This is a genomic window from Pseudomonas sp. 2957 (assembly GCF_031456345.1).
Lineage (GTDB): Bacteria > Pseudomonadota > Gammaproteobacteria > Pseudomonadales > Pseudomonadaceae > Aquipseudomonas > Aquipseudomonas siliginis.
In genome coordinates, this window is sequence record NZ_JAVDUL010000002.1 from 291,400 (window position 1) to 309,139 (window position 17,740).

Here is a 17,740-nt window from a genome sequence, read left to right on the forward strand (position 1 = left end):
ACCCCGCCATGGATCCATTTTTCTCACACAAATGATGGCATTTTCCTACGCACACCTGCGCATTGGACGACGCCAACGGTTATCCTTGCCTCACCGCACTGACCTGTTCTTTTTTGTATCAGCTCGGGAACTTGTGGCTATGCGCCACTTACTCATGCAAGAGTCCGGCAAATTCGCTTGCCCGGTATCCCCCGATTTCATTTTTCTGAGAGTCCTGCCATGTCTGCCACTCCATCCACTATCCTGGTCGTAGAAGACGACTCCATCGTGCGCATGCTTATCGTCGATGTGCTGGAGGAGCTGGAATACACGGTATTGGAGGCTGATGACGGCAACGCGGCACTCGAAATCCTTGCGGATCCTGGCAAAGCCATCGATTTGATGATGACCGACTACGGCCTGCCTGGCATGAATGGCCGCGAACTCTCTCAAAAGGCCCGTCAGCTGCGCCCTGCTCTGCCCATCCTGTTCGCCAGCGGCTATGCCGAGAGTCTCGAAGTACCCGATGGCATGCATGTCATCGGCAAGCCATTCTCCATCGATCAATTGCGCGACAAAGTTAAAGGCATTCTGAAATAAACCTGATAAATGCCCGTCGCAGATGCAACTTGTCACATCCGAAAATAATCAGCAACTAACTAACACTGCCATTGCTTAACCTGCCAGCTCTATCCTGAATCATCTTTGGCCGCGTTAATAAATAACGAAATACAGCCAGGGAACTTTCGATACTCATTCAGGATAGTGCCCATGCAGTTCATTTCTTCCGACGTGCCTGCCGCCGTCGATTGCTCCGCTTCTGACAAACAGGAACGCGCGCTTATTGTTCAGTTACTTGTTGAAGCCCTTAAGGCAACTGAGTTTGAAGTCTCGGCCGACAGTTACTCGGCAAGCGCCTCGCTGCCGGTCGCCACTGTATTCAATGTGCAAGATCGCTTCATACCCCGGGTCATCGGCAGCAGTTTTGACGAACGCTGTGAACCAGCACGCAATGCCTTGAAAAATTTAATTGCAACCCCGGAGTTTGCGCAGCTGTTACGCAACCATTCTTTTTCAGCTGATATTCAACTAGCAGTGGATACCAACGCCGGAGTTCTCGTTGTTTATGACTCAGAGTTCGAATCCCATCGTTTCAGTATTGCACTGGATAATGCTGAAGTTTCGGTGTTTTCCGAAGAACTCGATATGCTCGCCGATTTGGCAAAAACCATCGGCGGCGTCGTTTATTCCGGCCAAGTGATTGGCATAGTGCAATGGTTGAAGTTCAACGGTTATGACGTGCCGACGAACATTGCCGAAACCCGGGCACTGATTGAATGGCTGGCCTTCGAACTGCCCGAGCCACCCGCCTTGGGCGACTACCACGAATTGCTCCACGCCGATGAGTCGTCACCGTTTCATTTATCGATAGCGAACCGCAAAGTCATAACCCAGACAGTGCATGAGCTGACCCAAGGTGCGACAAGCCTGTTGCAGGTACTGGCGTTCGCCAACTTCAACCTGATTCCGGCACAGGACATACGCGACAACGCGGACAAGTTCCTGCACAACTTCCTGAGGCGAAAAACCGCTCGCGCCCTGGGAGAAACCCTGCATGCACGCCTTGGCTGGCATCTGGAAGCCAATAACGCGGACGTGCGCGAACGCCAGGTCAATGAGTTAGTCATCGCTGCGCTGATCATCGACATGCAATTGCGCTCCGATCAGCCTCTTGTCGCCGGCTATGACTTCTATCAACCGGCGAATTCCACACTCAGCGCTGCCGAAGTACGCGTCCTGTTCGAACAGCATCTGGTTGATCTGGGCCTGAGCGAAGCGCACAACGCGCCACTGGCAGCGCATCTATTGATCGCGGGTGCAGCACCGGAGTTGCTGATCGACCAGATCCCGCCCGGGCTCACGCTGGACAAGCCAGGCTGGGTAACTGCACGCCAGAGCGCTGCCGTGGTCGAGCACGCCGCACCTGGCAGCTCGCGTGCAATGACGTTTGCACAACTCAAGGCGTTTTCCGAGCTGACCCCGGTTTCCGGTGAGCTCGACAAGTTGTACGAAGCGGCGGCGATCCCGGCGGTGGTGGACTGGGCGGTACTCAACGGAGTCATCCCTTACCGCAGCGACAAAGACTACGACAAGACCACGGTGATCAAGGCCAGCGCGTATTTCTCGCGTTACATGGAGGCTCTGGCCCAGTCTGAAACAGGCTTGTCCACCGCGCCACCGGACCGGCGCAAAATCGCTTTGCGTGCGCTGGAGCAAGTGATGCCCGCCGGCGCCTATCTCGAACAGCCGGCCTTCGAAATAAAGTACCTGGACAGTTTCGGCGAACGTAGCTGGCTCGAAGGGTTGAAGGCTGCGCATCCGGCGGGGATTCTTACCGAGTTCTGGAATTTCCTCGCCAGCGCCACTGACAACAACCAATACGCGATCAACGGCCTGTTGCGCCTACGCCTGTCGATTCTCGATCTGTATCTTTCCGGCGATCTGGTTGAAGACGGACAACTTTCGGACAAATTCAAGACCCGCGACAACTTCCACCCCCCGGCCGATGCCTTCACCCGCCTGGCCGAACTGCAATCGCCGTCGCAACTGTTTGACCAGGCGTTTGATCGTTACTACCGGAACGTGCGCGAGGGTCTATCGTCCCTGATCAAAATGGCGATCACGCAGATGCCAGAGCATGATCGTCAGGCCTTGACCAGCGGCCAAATGACCTTCTACACCGTCAGGAAGGAAGTCAATCCACTGAATACGCAGCAAGAAACGCAAATCCAGCGAGATGAGGCCAATGGGCGTTACGGGATTATTCTTTGCTGCGACAACGGTGATCGGCTGCGTGCTTACGAATTGTTCACGCTGCGCGGCGTCTGCTACGAGCGTCCGGATCTGGCGCTCAAGCTGCAAGACACCGGCCTCATTCATCAACGGCCGACCCTTTCATACACTGGCAGCAAGTACGATTTTCAAGACAAGAACAAAGCCAGCGAGTGGCCCCTCGATTACGCCGCCTACCGCGAAGGCAGCGAACCACGCCAGGGCATGACTTCCAAAGTAGTGGTGGAGAAGCTCTGGCAGTTGCAACTGCAAGAGACTGATGTGCGCGCGGTTCCGCTGTTCTTTTCTGCGCAACTGGATGAGATCGCCCAATGCGTACTGGATAACCATCCTGTCGCCCGCCGCGAAGAGTTGTATGCCGCACTGGATGTGCGCAACGGCCTGGAAGAATGGCGTGACACCAGGGAGATCGTCGAGAATCTGGCAATCAACGTCATCGTGCCGTTCAAACAGTGCATTGAAGACATTCGTTCCGGACGCACCGACCGTGTCGCCGAAGGCATTGGTGGCTGCATTCTGGATGGCCTGTCGGTCATCGGCCTGCTGGTCGGTCTTGGCGCGTCGGCAGCGAGCATCATCGCCAAGACCGGGTCAACCACCCTCAAACTGCTGAAAGTCGCCAAAGCCGTGGCCCGAGCGGCCGTGTCGCTGATCAACCCGCTCGACGGTTTGCCCGCCCTCGCCCGCAAAGGTTTTCGTCTGGTCAAACGCGGCGTGGTCTTTGCCGGTGAAACCGCGCTCGACACCGCGCACACCGCCAGCGTGCAATTGAAAAGGTTGATCCATGGCGTCGAGAGTCGGGACTGGATCAGGCTCTCCCACACCGGCGATGTGCGTCAGGCGACCTGGCGAGGCGCCGACGCGCTTGGCGAGGCGATCGACATCGCAGTGCTGGAACGCAACCAGGATTGGCATGCGCTGAGCATCCGCACCGGCGGTGCCTGGGGCCCGCGCCTGAAACTGCTCGACCTGGGTAACTTCGCCCCGTTGAAGCGCCTGTTCGGCCGCTTCAAGCCATTCAGTTACACCCGCGGTTATCTGAAAAAAGCCATTCCCCGCGCCCGGACCAAGCTGGACAACTCCATCAACGCGCTGTCGCAACCGTCTTCCAACGACGACATTCGCGCGGTGCTCAAGCATGTGTTCGGTAACGATTCCGATGAAGTGGCACAGCACGTGTCGAAACATCTCAGCGCGATGCGCAAGGATCTCGAGTCGATCAGTTTCAGCAATGTGACGTTCCGCCCGCATCAACCCGGCGTGATCGCCTCGCTTTCGCCACCGGCCTATAAGCGCTGGCAGACAGCGCTGCGCACAGGCGAAAAAATCGATGAGTCCGCAGGCCGGTTTCTGTCGATCTACCCGGACAATCTCGATGAGTTTTACAAGTTGTCGCGTTACGACGACGGCAGCGTCGCCGACGTGCTGATTCACGAAATGTCCCACGGTGGCCCGGACACCCTCGACCTGTACTACGGCAAGGTCTACCCGGAGTTGCATCAGGCGGAGTTCGATGCGGTCGGACTGCTGGAGCTGGCTCGGGACGCGCGCAAGGCGCATCCGGACAACCTGATCAATCCACATCACGCTCTGGCGCACCGACCGGGATTCGTCGAGTTCAACCAGGTAAAAACCAGTCTGCCGAAACTGGTCCAGGACCATCCGGCGCTGGCCAACGCTGAGTCATACATGCTTGCGGTATCGCTGCTCGATCAAGCACAAACGCGTCCGGCCATATTGAGCTTCAATGTGAAGACCATCGACGATGCCGTGCGCAACACCGCTGCAGGCAAGTTTCTACAAGGGCCGCTGCTGCTCAACCTCGCCAAACCGGTCATTTAAACGCTGAAACGGCTGGTCGGTGGACAGGGTGCATTTCAATCACTTCGCTGTGGTTTAATTGCGCCCTTTTTTCTTCCATGGGTCAGAGGATCAGTCGTGAGCCATTCGCGTACCACCAAAGTTCTGGTCATCGGCTACGTCTGGCCAGAACCGCGCTCATCGGCGGCCAGCGGGCATGTCATGCAGATCCTCGAGACATTTCTCGATCAGGGATGGGACATCACGTTCAGCAGCCCGGCCGGCCCGGGTGAACACAAAGCTGATCTGACGGCGCTGGGCATTCGCGAAGTATCGATCGAGCTCAACAACAGCAGTTTCGACGTGTTCATCAGCGAGTTGGCGCCGGATATCGTGCTGTTCGATCAGTTCATGATGGAAGAACAGTTTGGCTGGCGGGTGGAGAAACACTGCCCGGGCGCCCTGCGCCTCCTGGAAACTTCCGACCTGCAAAGCCTGCGGCATGCGCGTCATCAGCGCCTGAAGGACCGGCTGAAAAGCAACGACGAGCAGACTGATTTCACCGGGCTGTTTGCACCGGCATTGCACGAAGAATTCCAGCTGATGGCCGGCACCGATCTGGCCAAACGGGAAATCGCTGCGCTGTATCGGTGCGACTTGAACCTGATGATTTCCGAAGTCGAGATCGACCTGCTGGTGGAGGAATTTGGCCTGCCTCGGCAAATCCTGCATTGGTGTCCGTTGATGATTGATCTTCCGGACACCGCCCCGCCAGGTTTCGAAGAGCGGGAGCATTTCCTCAGCATTGGCAACTTCCGTCACGCGCCGAACTGGGATGCCGTGCTCTGGATGAAGACCACCCTCTGGCCGCTGATCCGCGCGCGCTTGCCTCGCGCGCAACTGCATATCTATGGCGCCTATACGCCGCCCAAAGCCACCGCACTGCACAACCCGGCCCAAGGCTTTCACATCATGGACTGGGCCGAAGATGCACTTGAAGTGATGTCGGCAGCGCGAGTCTGCCTTGCGCCATTGCGCTTCGGCGCGGGAATCAAGGGCAAACTGCTCGATGCCATGCTCTGTGGCACGCCGAGTGTGACCACACCGATCGGCGCCGAAGCCATGCACGGCGACGCTCCGTGGCCGGGAGCCGTCGCCCTCGACGCAAACACCTTTGCCGAACAGGCGGTGCAACTGTACGAAAATCCGGCGCGCTGGCAGCAGGCGCAGATTCAGGCTTCGGCACTTTTGCAGCAGCGTTATCAGCGCAGCGTACATGGCCCGCGTCTGATCAACCGGATAGATGATTGCCGACAACACTTGGCACAACTTAGAAACGACAACTTCACCGGCGCCATGTTGCGACATCACACACTCAAAAGCACTCAATACATGGCTCAATGGATCGAAGCCAAAAACCAGTTGAGCCCAACAGAGCGCTGATTACATCAATTACATGACTTGCATTAAAAGCCAACTTTCGCAATAACACGAACATGCTTATAAACATCCTGCGCGCAACTTACTAACCACTTCGCAGGATGTGCAACATGGAAAACTTCGACGATATACCAACCCATCAATGGATGGCTTATTCACCACAAATCGATAATCTTTCGTTATTTGAAATGACCCTGCCCGGCGCGCATAACGCCGGTTGTGACTGGGAAGCGTCTTACGCCCTGATTCCCGGGAAAAACTGGCTTGCCTGCCAAGACGTTTCGTTTTATTCGCAGTTGAATCGCGGCGCTCGCGCACTTGATGTACGCCTTGTTTACAACAGCAAGGCGAAACAACTGGCGAAGTTTCGTTTCCATCACAATGGATTCAACTCTTCGCGAACGCTTGAAGACCTGATCAGGGACCTTAAGGGGTTTTATGAAAGAAGCCCGAACGAGTTTATCGTTCTGGACTTCCATGAACTTTCCAACGCTACAGATCCATTCAACCATGAGGAGTTCAAAACAGCTTTGCTGGAGCACCTCGGGGAACGGATTATTCCCACCGACAATCTGCACCTGACAATCGGCGAACTCAAAGCCATCAATCCATTGCAACGCATCATGGTGGCCGCGCCGATGACCTGGGAAAGCGAAGACTTTCGTTTCTACAGACCAATCAATCACAAGTGGATCGGCAAATCACAGGTCAGCACCTCGGATCTTTATGGCTATATAGACAACGTACTGAGCACACCTGTCAGTACGCTTCGCCCATGGTCGCTGTCGGCAACCAGTTACACACTCGGCGGCCCACAGCGGATCCTCGACAGTCTTGACGAGTGGTTCGACCCGGAAAAATCCGATTGGGCGCGCAAGTGCAACATTATCAATTTCGACTTCATCAAAAATTCCAACATCGTGCGTTTCTGCCAAATGGCCAACCTGCAAAAGGCACGCGACAAGCTCAGCTGAGCGGTAACCAAGGACGGCCGGTCGGAAGTGGCACAAATGGCAAAAAACGAGGCATGATCGCGCAGCGATAATAAAAAAGTGCCCCGTCATGACCCGAACCGCTCGCGTGACCGACCCTTCCTACGAGTTGATGGACGACCATAACGGTTTGTCCATCATCTACCGCCAGCACGGCTTCCCCTGCCCGCTGGTGCGCTGGCATTTCCACAAGGAGTACGAGCTGCACCTGATCGTGGCCAGCTGCGGCAAGGTGTTCATCGGCGATTACATCGGCAACTTCTATCCAGAGACTTTGTTTTTGACCGGTCCCAACCTGCCGCACAACTGGATCAGCCAGGTCGCCGAGGATGAAGTGGTGGAGAAGCGCGACATGCTGGTCAACTTCACCGACGAATTGTTCGAGAGCGGGCACCAGGTGTTCGCTGAGCTGAAATCCCTGGCGCCACTGCTTGAGCGTGCGCAGTACGGCATCGAATTTCGTTGCAAGCGCACGATCCGTCAGGCCATGACACTGATGCAGCGGATCGCCGACAGCACCGGCATCACTCGCCTCGGGCACTTTTTCATTCTGATGGAATTGCTCGCGGCCAGTGATGACTTCCAATTGTTGTCCGGTGCCACCACGCCGCAACTGGCCGACGAACACAACATCGACCGCACCAACCGCGCGGTCGATTACATCTTCAGCCACTACGCGCGGGACATCTCACTGGAAGAAGTGGCCGAGCACCTGGGCATGACACCGACCTATTTCAGCCGGGTATTCAAGCAGGCCACCGGGCGCAACTTCATCGAATTCGTCAATCGCCTGCGCATCAGCAAATCCTGTGAGCTGCTGGCCGACGGCGACAAACCGGTGACCGAGGTGTGCTTCGAGTCGGGCTTCAACAATATTTCCAACTTCAATCGACGCTTCCAGCAACTCAAGGGCATGACGCCGTCGCACTATCGACGGCTGGCGGTGCAGCGACTGACTGAACAGAACCATCTCTGACGACACGCCACCTGTGGGAGCGAGCCTGCTCGCGAAAGCGGTCTGTCAGTGAAAAATCCTGTGGCTGACACACCATCTTCGCGAGCAGGCTCGCTCCCAAAAAAAACCGTGCCCCGGCTGGCGAAATCTGTACGCATTCGCTAACGCCCCCTCGCGCAAAACCCCTTCCCTGCGTTCCCCTGCCCAAACCCCAGTGCAAAAAAGTATCAACAAAAGTGCTAGGGATGATTTGTCAGCTCCGCCTTGGAAGGCTGTAATCAGCGCAGATTCTTCCTGCATTCGGAAGACACAAAAACAATAACTGTCCTTCTGCCCCGTCGGGTGCCAGAAAAGGAGTGCACGATGCAACCCACTGCAAAAGCTCTGCTCGCTCTCACCTGCATGACCCTCAGCAGCGTCAGCCTTGGCGCCCAGACCCTGACCATCGCCACCGTCAACAACAGCGACATGATCCGCATGCAGAAACTCTCGAAAACCTTCGAGAGCGAGCATCCGGACATCAAGCTCAATTGGGTGGTGCTGGAAGAAAACGTCCTGCGTCAGCGCCTGACCACCGACATCGCCACTCAGGGCGGCCAGTTCGACGTGTTGACCATCGGCATGTACGAAGCCGCACTCTGGGGCGGCAAGGGTTGGCTGGAGCCGATGAAGGACCTGCCGGCCAGTTACGCCCTCGACGATGTCTTTCCGTCGGTGCGCGAAGGCCTGTCGGTGAAGGGTTCGCTGTATGCGCTGCCGTTTTACGCGGAGAGTTCGATCACCTATTACCGCACCGACCTGTTCAAGGAAGCCGGGCTGACCATGCCGGAGCGGCCGACCTGGGAAGAGATCGCCGGGTTTGCGGAAAAGCTCACCCACAAAGACAAAGAGCAGTACGGCATCTGCCTGCGCGGCAAGGCCGGCTGGGGCGAGAACATGGCGCTGGTCACCACGGTCGCCAATGCTTATGGCGCACGCTGGTTCGATGAGCAATGGAAACCGGAATTCAGCGGCCCCGAATGGAAAAATGCGCTGAATTTCTACGTCAACACCATGAAGAAATCCGGCCCGCCGGGCGCATCCAGCAACGGTTTCAATGAAAACCTCGCCCTGTTCAACAGCGGCAAATGTGCGATCTGGGTCGACGCCAGCGTCGCCGGCTCGTTTGTCACCGACAAGACCCAGAGCAAGGTCGCCGATCACGTCGGTTTCACCTTCGCTCCGCATCAAGTCACGGATAAAGGCTCGGCGTGGCTGTATTCGTGGGCGCTGGCGATTCCGACCAGCTCCAAGGCCAAGGACGCAGCAAAAACCTTCAGCGCCTGGGCCACGTCCAAAGAGTACGGCGAACTGGTTGCCAAGACCGATGGCATCGCCAACGTGCCGCCGGGCACCCGCGCTTCGACCTACAGCGATGCTTACATGAACGCCGCGCCGTTTGCCAAAGTGACGCTGGAATCGCTGAAAGCCGCTGACCCGAGCAAACCGACGCTGAAACCGGTGCCGTACATTGGTATTCAACTAGTGACCATTCCTGAATTCCAGGCAGTCGGCACCCAGGTCGGCAAGCTGTTCTCGGCAGCCCTGATCGGCCAGACCACGGTGGATCAGGCGCTGGCGGCGGCGCAGCAGACCACGGAACGCGAGATGAAGCGAGCGGGTTATCCCAAGTAACCGCTGAATGCCTTGCTCCTGCCTCTTGTGGGAGCGAGCCTGCTCGCGAAGGCGTCGTGTCAGCCAACACACATGACACTGATCCGGCGCTTTCGCGAGCAGGCTCGCTCCCACATGGGGATCTCCATAGGTCTGTATGACTCGGTTGTGAATGCCATGAATACTTCAACTGCCAAAGCCCACATCGACCTGTCGCCACCGCAGCGCAAGCTGCGCGTGCGCAATCCCGGCTGGTTTCTGGTCAGTCCTTCGGTGGCGCTGTTGCTGCTGTGGATGATCGTGCCGCTGGGCATGACCCTGTACTTTTCGATGATCCGCTACAACCTGCTCTACCCCGGCGAGAATGAATTCGTCGGGCTGGAGAACTTCACCTATTTCCTCACTGATTCGGGTTTCATGCCCGGTGCGACCAATACATTGCTGCTGGTTGGCAGTGTGCTGCTGATCAGCGTGGTCTTCGGCGTATTGATCAGCGCGTTGCTGGAGGCCAGCGAATTCCTTGGGCGCGGCCTGGTGCGAGTCATGCTGATCTCGCCGTTTTTCATCATGCCCACCGTCGGCGCGTTGATCTGGAAGAATCTGATTTTCCACCCGGTCTCGGGGATCCTCGCCTACATCTGGAAGCTGTTCGGTGCGCAACCGGTGGACTGGCTGGCGCACTACCCGCTGCTGTCGATCATCATCATTGTTTCGTGGCAATGGCTGCCCTTCGCGATCCTGATTCTGATGACCGCGATGCAATCGCTGGATCAGGAACAGAAAGAAGCTGCACGCCTGGACGGTGCCGGCCCGATCGCGATTTTCTGGCACTTGACCCTGCCGCACCTGGCGCGGCCGATCGCTGTGGTAGTGATGATCGAAACGATCTTCCTGCTCTCGGTGTTCGCCGAAATCTTCACCACCACCAACGGTGGCCCCGGCTACGCCTCGACCAACCTCGCCTACCTGATCTACAACCAGGCGCTGGTGCAGTTCGACGTCGGCATGGCTTCGGCCGGCGGTTTGATTGCCGTGGTCATCGCCAACATCGCCGCGATCATTCTGGTGCGAATGATCGGCAAAAACCTGACTGACAAAGCGTGAGGCCTGCCATGACGCTCCAACAATCCCGTCGCCTGCAAAGCCTGCTGCTCGGCACGCTGGCCTGGGCCATCGCGATCGTGATTTTCTTCCCGATCTTCTGGATGGTGATGACCAGTTTCAAGAGCGAAATCGACGCTTTCGCCACGCCGCCGCAGTTCATCTTCACGCCAACGCTGGAGAACTACCTGCACATCAACGAGCGCAGCGATTACTTCAGCTTCGCCTGGAACTCGGTGGTGATCTCGTTCAGCGCCACCGCCCTGTGCCTGTTGATCGCGGTGCCGGCGGCCTACTCGATGGCGTTCTACGAAACCCAGCGCACCAAAGGCACGCTGCTGTGGATGCTCTCGACCAAGATGCTGCCGCCGGTGGGCGTGCTGATGCCGATCTACCTGCTGGCCAAGAGTTTCGGCCTGCTCGACACGCGCATCGCGCTGATCGTGATCTACACGCTGATCAACCTGCCGATCGTGGTCTGGATGGTTTACACCTACTTCAAGGACATCCCCAAGGACATCCTCGAAGCCGCCCGCCTCGACGGTGCGACGCTGTGGCAGGAGATGGTCCGCGTGCTGCTGCCGATCGCCAAGGGCGGCCTCGCCTCGACCGTACTGCTATCGCTGATCCTGTGCTGGAACGAGGCGTTCTGGTCGCTGAACCTGACCTCTTCGAATGCTGCACCACTGACCGCATTGATCGCCTCGTATTCAAGTCCCGAAGGATTGTTCTGGGCCAAGTTGTCGGCGGTCTCGACCCTGGCCTGTGCGCCGATTCTGATCTTTGGCTGGATCAGCCAGAAGCAACTGGTACGCGGCCTCTCCTTCGGTGCCGTGAAATGAACATCCCGAATCCAACCCTATCCCCTGTGGGAGCGAGCCTGCTCGCGAAAGCGGAGTGTCATTCAACCCTGATGTCGACTGACACGGCCCCTTCGCGAGCAGGCTCGCTCCCACAGAAAAGCCGATCTGGTTTAACCCAATAATAAATTGCGGAGGCCCATCTCATGGCCAACCTGAAAATCAAGAATCTGCAAAAAGGCTTCGAAGGTTTTTCCATCATCAAGGGCATTGACCTGGAAGTGAACGACAAGGAATTCGTAGTCTTCGTCGGCCCGTCGGGCTGCGGCAAATCCACCCTGCTGCGCCTGATCGCCGGCCTTGAAGAGGTCAGCGGCGGCACCATCGAACTCGATGGCCGCGATATCACTGAAGTCAGCCCGGCCAAGCGTGATCTGGCGATGGTGTTCCAGACCTACGCGCTTTACCCGCACATGACGGTGAAAAAGAACATGTCGTTCGCCCTCGATCTGGCCGGCGTGCCGAAAGCCGAAGTCGAGCGCAAGGTCGGCGAAGCGGCACGTATTCTTGAACTCGGGCCGATGCTCGAGCGCAAGCCGAAACAGCTCTCCGGCGGCCAGCGCCAGCGCGTGGCGATCGGCCGTGCCATCGTGCGCAACCCGAAGATTTTCCTCTTCGATGAACCGCTGTCCAACCTCGACGCGGCGTTGCGCGTGCAGATGCGTCTGGAGCTGCTGCGCCTGCACAAAGACCTGCAAGCGACGATGATCTACGTGACCCACGATCAGGTCGAAGCGATGACCATGGCCGATAAAGTCGTGGTGCTCAATGGCGGCAGGATCGAACAGGTCGGCTCGCCGCTGGACCTGTATCACAACCCGGCCAACCTGTTTGTCGCAGGCTTTCTCGGCACGCCGAAAATGGGTTTCCTCAAAGGCAAGATTGCCCGCATCGACGGCCCGAGCTGTGAAGTTTCGCTGGACGCCGGCACGCGCATCACCCTGCCGTTCAACGCTGCCAGCCTCAGTGTCGGCAGCGCAGTCACGTTGGGCATTCGCCCGGAACATCTGGAGCTGGCGCAACCCGGCGATTGCACGTTCCAGGTGACTGCCGACGTCAGCGAACGCCTCGGCAGCGACACCTTCTGCCACGTGACCACCAGCGCTGGTGAAGCCCTGACCATGCGCGTGCGCGGCGATCTGGCCAGCCGTTATGGCGAGCAATTGAGCCTGCGTCTGGACCCGACTCACTGCCACCTGTTCGACGCTGAAGGTGTGGCGCTGACCCGCCCACTGCGCGCTGCCGCCTGATTTCGAGACTATCCGATGAAACTCAACCAACAGAACCTCAACCGCCTCGCCGCCGAAGTGCAACTGCCGGGCTACAACCTGAGCGACACGCGCCAGGGCATCGCCCACATCGGCGTCGGTGGTTTCCATCGTGCGCATCAGGCGTATTACACCGATGCCTTGATGAACACTGGCGAAGCACTGGACTGGGCAATCTGCGGCGTCGGCCTGCGCCCGGAAGATCGCCGCGCTCGCGATGATCTGCGCGAGCAGGATTACCTGTTCACTTTGTTTGAACTGGGCGACAGCGATGACACCGAAGTGCGCGTCATCGGCGCAATCCGCGACATGCTGCTGGCCGAAGATGGCGCGCAAACGCTGATCGACAAACTCGCCGGACCACAGATCCGCATCGTCTCGCTGACCATCACCGAGGGCGGCTACTGCATCGACGACAGCAACGGCGAGTTCATGGCGCATCTGCCGCAGATTCAACACGACTTGGCCCATCCCGAGGCGCCGGGCACCGTGTTCGGTTTCCTCTGCGCCGCGTTGGCCAAACGGCGTGCGGCGGGCGTTCCGGCATTTACTGTGATGTCCTGCGATAACCTGCCCCACAACGGCGCCGTCGCCCGTAAGGCGCTGCTGGCTTTCGCCGCCCTGCGTGATCCGGATCTGCGCGACTGGATCGACCAGAACGTCAGTTTCCCCAACGCCATGGTCGATCGCATCACACCGATGACCAGCACCGCGCATCGCCTGCAACTGGCCGACAAACACGGCGTCGACGATGCCTGGCCGGTGGTCTGCGAACCGTTTGTGCAGTGGGTGCTGGAGGACAAATTCGTCAACGGCCGCCCGGCGTGGGAAAAGGTCGGCGTGCAGTTCACCGACGACGTATCACCGTACGAAGAGATGAAAATCAAACTGCTCAACGGCAGTCACCTGGCGCTCACTTATCTGGGCTTCCTCAAGGGCTATCGCTTCGTCCACGAGACCATGAACGATCCGCTGTTCGTGCGTTACATGCGCGCTTATATGGATCTGGATGTCACGCCGCAGTTGGCCCCGGTACCGGGCATTGATTTGAGCGAATACAAGGACACGCTGGTCGCGCGGTTTTCCAATCAGGCGATTGCCGATCAACTGGAGCGTGTGTGTTCGGATGGCTCGTCGAAATTTCCCAAGTTCACCGTGCCGACGATCAATCGCCTGATCGCCGATGGCCGCGAGACCAAACGTGCAGCGCTGGTCGTGGCGGCGTGGGCGCTGTATTTGAAGGGCGTGGATGAGAATGGCGATACGTATTCGATTCCGGATCCGCGAGCGGCGTTTTGCCAGGGGCTGGTGGCGGACGATGGGTTGATCACGGAGCGGTTGCTGGGTGTTGAAGAGATTTTCGGCACAGCGATACCGAAGTCGGCGGAGTTTGTTGCGGCGTTCGAGTGGTGCTGCCAGAGTCTGCGCGAGGTTGGAGTTTCGCGGACTCTGGAACGGGTGCTCGGCTGAAAAGCCCCTCACCCTAGCCCTCTCCCGGAGGGAGAGGGAACCGACCGCGTGGTTCTTCCGTTATTCATCGACCTGAAATTCCGAGTCGAATACAGAGTGTGAAAGGCATGAAAATCTGCTCCCTTTCCCCCTCGCCCCCATGGGGGAGAGGGCTGGGGTGAGGGGGTAGCTCTTGATCTTCAGCGCAATCTGACAGGCCCATACATGACAACAACAAAGCTCTTCCTGGGTATCGACTGCGGCACCCAAGGCACCAAAGCGATCATCCTCGATGCCGGCAGCGGCCAGGTGCTCGGTCTGGGCGCGGCGCCACACACGATGATCAGTGGCGCCAACGGCCGCCGCGAACAAGACGTTCAGCAATGGCTCGACGCGTTCGTCAGCGCCACCCGCCAGGCCTTGCAAGCGGCGAACGTCGACGGCCAGGCGATCCTCGGCGTTGGCGTCTCCGGCCAGCAACACGGTTTGGTCCTGCTCGATGAGCAAGGCGCAGTGCTGCGCCCGGCCAAGCTCTGGTGCGACACCGAAACCACGCCGGAAAACGAGCGCTTGCTCGCGCAAATGGGCGGCGAGCAAGGTTCGCTGGAACGCCTCGGCGTGGTCATTGCGCCGGGCTACACGGTGTCGAAACTGCTCTGGACCAAAGAGCAGCATCCCAATGTGTTCTCACGCATCGCGCGGATTCTGTTGCCTCACGACTACCTCAATTACTGGCTCACCGGCCGCGCCTGCAGCGAATACGGCGACGCTTCCGGTACCGGCTATTTCAACGTGCGCACGCGGCAATGGGATGTGCAGATCCTGCGCGACATCGACGCCAGCGGCCGTTTGCAAGCCGCGCTGCCGGAGCTGATCGACGCGCACGCCGCCGTCGGCACCCTCCTCCCGGCAATCGCCGAGCAACTCGGCATCAACCCCAACGCGGTGGTCTCGAGCGGCGGTGGCGACAACATGATGGGCGCCATTGGTACCGGCAATATTCAGCCCGGCGCGATCACCATGAGCCTCGGTTCGTCCGGCACGGTCTACGCCTATTCGGAGGAGCCGAACGTCAGCGCCGATGCCTCGGTTGCCACGTTCTGTTCCTCCAGCGGCGGCTGGCTGCCGCTGATCTGCACCATGAATTTGACCAACGCCACCGGTGCGATTCGCGAACTGTTCAGGCTCGATCTGCCGACCTTCAACCAACTGGTCGCGCAGTCGCCGATCGGCGCCGAAGGCGTGAGTATGCTGCCGTTCCTCAACGGTGAGCGCGTTCCCGCCCTGCCCCACGCTACCGGCAGCCTGCACGGGCTGACGATGGACAATCTGACCCAGGCCAATCTGTGCCGCGCGGCCGTCGAAGGCACCACCTTCGGTTTGCGTTACGGGCTGGATTTGCTTCGCCAGAATGGTTTACAAAGCCTGCGCATCTGCCTGATCGGCGGCGGCTCGAAGAGCGCGGTGTGGCGGCAGGTCGTCGCCGACATCATGAACGCCCCGGTGATCTGCACAGAACAAAGCGAAGCCGCCGCACTGGGCGCGGCGATTCAGGCAGCGTGGTGCGCGTCGCGCTCGAACGGCGATGATGTGTCCCTGGCCGATCTGTGCGAACGCTGCGTCAAACTCGACGCGCGCAGTGAAACCCTGCCGATCGCCGCCAATGTCGCGGCGTTCCAGCAGGCCTACGAACGCTATCAACAGCATGTCGCAACCCTATAACGAGCAAACAACTATGTACCTGGTGTGTGGCGAAGCCCTGTTTGATTTTTTCAGCGAAAACGACGCCAGCGGTCTGGCCTCGAAAGTCAATTTCAAGGCGATTGCCGGCGGCTCGCCGTTCAACGTTGCCGTAGGTTTGCGGCGTTTGGGCGTGGACTCGGCGCTGTTCGGCGGGTTGTCCACCGACTACCTCGGCCGACGTTTGCAGCAAGTGCTGCAGGACGAAGGCGTGCGCCCGGAATACCTGGTGGATTTCGCCGCGCCGACCACCCTGGCGATGGTCGCGGTAGGCGCCAATGGCTCACCGCACTACAGCTTCCGTGGCGAAGGCTGTGCCGACCGGCAACTGAGCGAGGCGCATCTGCCGACACTTGGCGACGAGGTGCGCGGCCTGCACATCGGCTCGTTTTCGCTGGTGGTGCAGCCGATTGGCGACACGTTGCTGAAACTGGTCCAACGCGAAAGCGGCAAACGCCTGATCAGCCTCGACCCCAACGTGCGCCTCAATCCCGAGCCGAACATCGAGCTATGGCGCGAACGCATCGCCACGCTGGTACGACTGGCTGATCTGATCAAAGTCAGCGACGAAGACCTGAGCCTGCTCTATCCCGAGCAGGATCCGCAGCATGTTATTGAAAGCTGGCTCGAGCATCGCTGCCAGATCGTGTTCCTGACACGCGGTGGCGACGGCGCAACGGTGTTCAGTCGCACCCATGGCTCGTGGTCGGTGCCGGCCAATCAGGTTCAGATCGCCGATACGGTAGGCGCCGGCGACACCTTCCAGGCCGCGCTGATCACCTGGCTGACCGAACATTCGCTGGACTCGGTCGAAGGCGTCCAGCAGCTCAGTCGAGAGCAAATCGACGGCATGCTCAGGTTCGCCGTACAAGCCGCCGCACTGACCTGCAGCAAAACCGGTCCGGATCTGCCCTATCGTCATCAATTGAGCTGAGCGCGTAGACTGTCGGCCTTTTTGCGCACGACGGAAAACAGCTTTTGAATCACAGGCACATCCTCGCCCTCCTGACCATGGCCACCCTGCTGAGCGGTTGCGGCACCTCGCCGCCCCGCTCCCCGGAAGACATCTGCGCAATCTTCCGCGAGAAAAGCGATTGGTACGACGCTGCGCAAGTCACGCAGAAACGCTGGGGCGTGCCGATCCAGGTGCCGTTCGCGATCATGTATCAGGAATCCGGCTACCGCTACGACGCCAAGACGCCGCGCAAATACCTGCTCTGGGTGATTCCTTGGGGCCGCGTCTCAACCGCTTCCGGTTATGCGCAGGCCAAGGATGAAGTCTGGGCCGACTACCAGAAAAGCACCGGCCGCAACTGGGCCGATCGCGAAGACTTCGACGACGCCATCGACTTCGTCGGCTGGTACATGGACAAGACCACCTCGATCAACGGCGTGTACAAATACGACGCCTATAACCAGTACCTGAACTACCACGAAGGTTGGGGCGGCTTCCGCAACAAGACCTACGCGAGCAAAGCCTGGCTACCGCCGACCGCGCGCAAGGTGCAGAACCGTTCGGATCTGTATGCGCAGCAGTATGCCGGCTGCAAGGAAGACCTCAATCGCGGGTTCTGGAGCCGGTTCTGGCATTGGTTGTAGAAGCCCTTCGCGAGCAGGCTCGCTCCCACAAGACCTTAGTGAACGCCGATT

General features: G+C 58.7%; 13 protein-coding genes. All 13 read left to right on the forward strand.

The genetic code is table 11. From position 1 onward, the window contains the following. Positions 1-219 precede the first annotated feature (219 nt). Positions 220-579, forward strand: coding sequence for a response regulator (locus J2Y39_RS06915; protein WP_095180108.1), 360 nt, complete (start codon positions 220-222; stop codon positions 577-579). A 606-nt stretch (positions 580-1,185) separates the two neighbouring features. Beyond that, positions 1,186-4,674 carry a hypothetical protein gene (locus J2Y39_RS06920; protein WP_310216211.1) on the forward strand — a complete coding sequence of 1,163 codons (3,489 nt, stop codon included), beginning with the start codon at positions 1,186-1,188 and terminating at the stop codon, positions 4,672-4,674. Between the two features lie 96 nt (positions 4,675-4,770). Further along, positions 4,771-6,075: a glycosyltransferase gene (locus tag J2Y39_RS06925; RefSeq protein WP_310216213.1), complete on the forward strand. Its 1,305-nt coding sequence runs from the start codon at positions 4,771-4,773 to the stop codon at positions 6,073-6,075. 107 nt (positions 6,076-6,182) lie between these two features. Continuing rightward, on the forward strand, positions 6,183-7,046 hold the full coding sequence (locus J2Y39_RS06930; RefSeq protein ID WP_310216216.1) for a phospholipase: 864 nt from the start codon (positions 6,183-6,185) through the stop codon (positions 7,044-7,046). Positions 7,047-7,134: 88 nt separating this feature from the next. Then, entirely contained in the window at positions 7,135-8,040 is a 906-nt protein-coding gene (locus tag J2Y39_RS06935) for an AraC family transcriptional regulator (protein WP_252882106.1), read from the forward strand. 342 nt (positions 8,041-8,382) lie between these two features. Beyond that, the gene (locus J2Y39_RS06940; protein ID WP_236169056.1) at positions 8,383-9,693 is read left to right on the forward strand and encodes a sugar ABC transporter substrate-binding protein; all 1,311 of its coding nucleotides are present in this window, start codon (positions 8,383-8,385) and stop codon (positions 9,691-9,693) included. Between the two features lie 156 nt (positions 9,694-9,849). After that, positions 9,850-10,776, forward strand: a complete 927-nt coding sequence (locus J2Y39_RS06945; protein ID WP_041480415.1) for a carbohydrate ABC transporter permease — start codon at positions 9,850-9,852, stop codon at positions 10,774-10,776. A gap of 8 nt (positions 10,777-10,784) precedes the next feature. Continuing rightward, positions 10,785-11,615 (forward strand): carbohydrate ABC transporter permease, encoded by an 831-nt coding sequence (locus J2Y39_RS06950; protein ID WP_016774872.1) that lies wholly within the window; start codon positions 10,785-10,787, stop codon positions 11,613-11,615. A gap of 164 nt (positions 11,616-11,779) precedes the next feature. Beyond that, on the forward strand, positions 11,780-12,883 hold the full coding sequence (locus J2Y39_RS06955; protein WP_310216221.1) for a sn-glycerol-3-phosphate ABC transporter ATP-binding protein UgpC: 1,104 nt from the start codon (positions 11,780-11,782) through the stop codon (positions 12,881-12,883). 15 nt (positions 12,884-12,898) lie between these two features. Continuing rightward, complete coding sequence (locus J2Y39_RS06960) at positions 12,899-14,371, forward strand: mannitol dehydrogenase family protein (protein ID WP_310216224.1); 1,473 nt, start codon at positions 12,899-12,901, stop codon at positions 14,369-14,371. A 204-nt stretch (positions 14,372-14,575) separates the two neighbouring features. Then, on the forward strand, positions 14,576-16,072 hold the full coding sequence (gene xylB / locus J2Y39_RS06965) for a xylulokinase (protein WP_310216227.1): 1,497 nt from the start codon (positions 14,576-14,578) through the stop codon (positions 16,070-16,072). A gap of 13 nt (positions 16,073-16,085) precedes the next feature. Continuing rightward, positions 16,086-17,024 carry a carbohydrate kinase gene (locus J2Y39_RS06970; RefSeq protein WP_310216230.1) on the forward strand — a complete coding sequence of 313 codons (939 nt, stop codon included), beginning with the start codon at positions 16,086-16,088 and terminating at the stop codon, positions 17,022-17,024. Between the two features lie 77 nt (positions 17,025-17,101). After that, complete coding sequence (locus J2Y39_RS06975) at positions 17,102-17,689, forward strand: lipoprotein (protein ID WP_041480414.1); 588 nt, start codon at positions 17,102-17,104, stop codon at positions 17,687-17,689. The last annotated feature ends 51 nt before the right edge of the window (positions 17,690-17,740 follow it).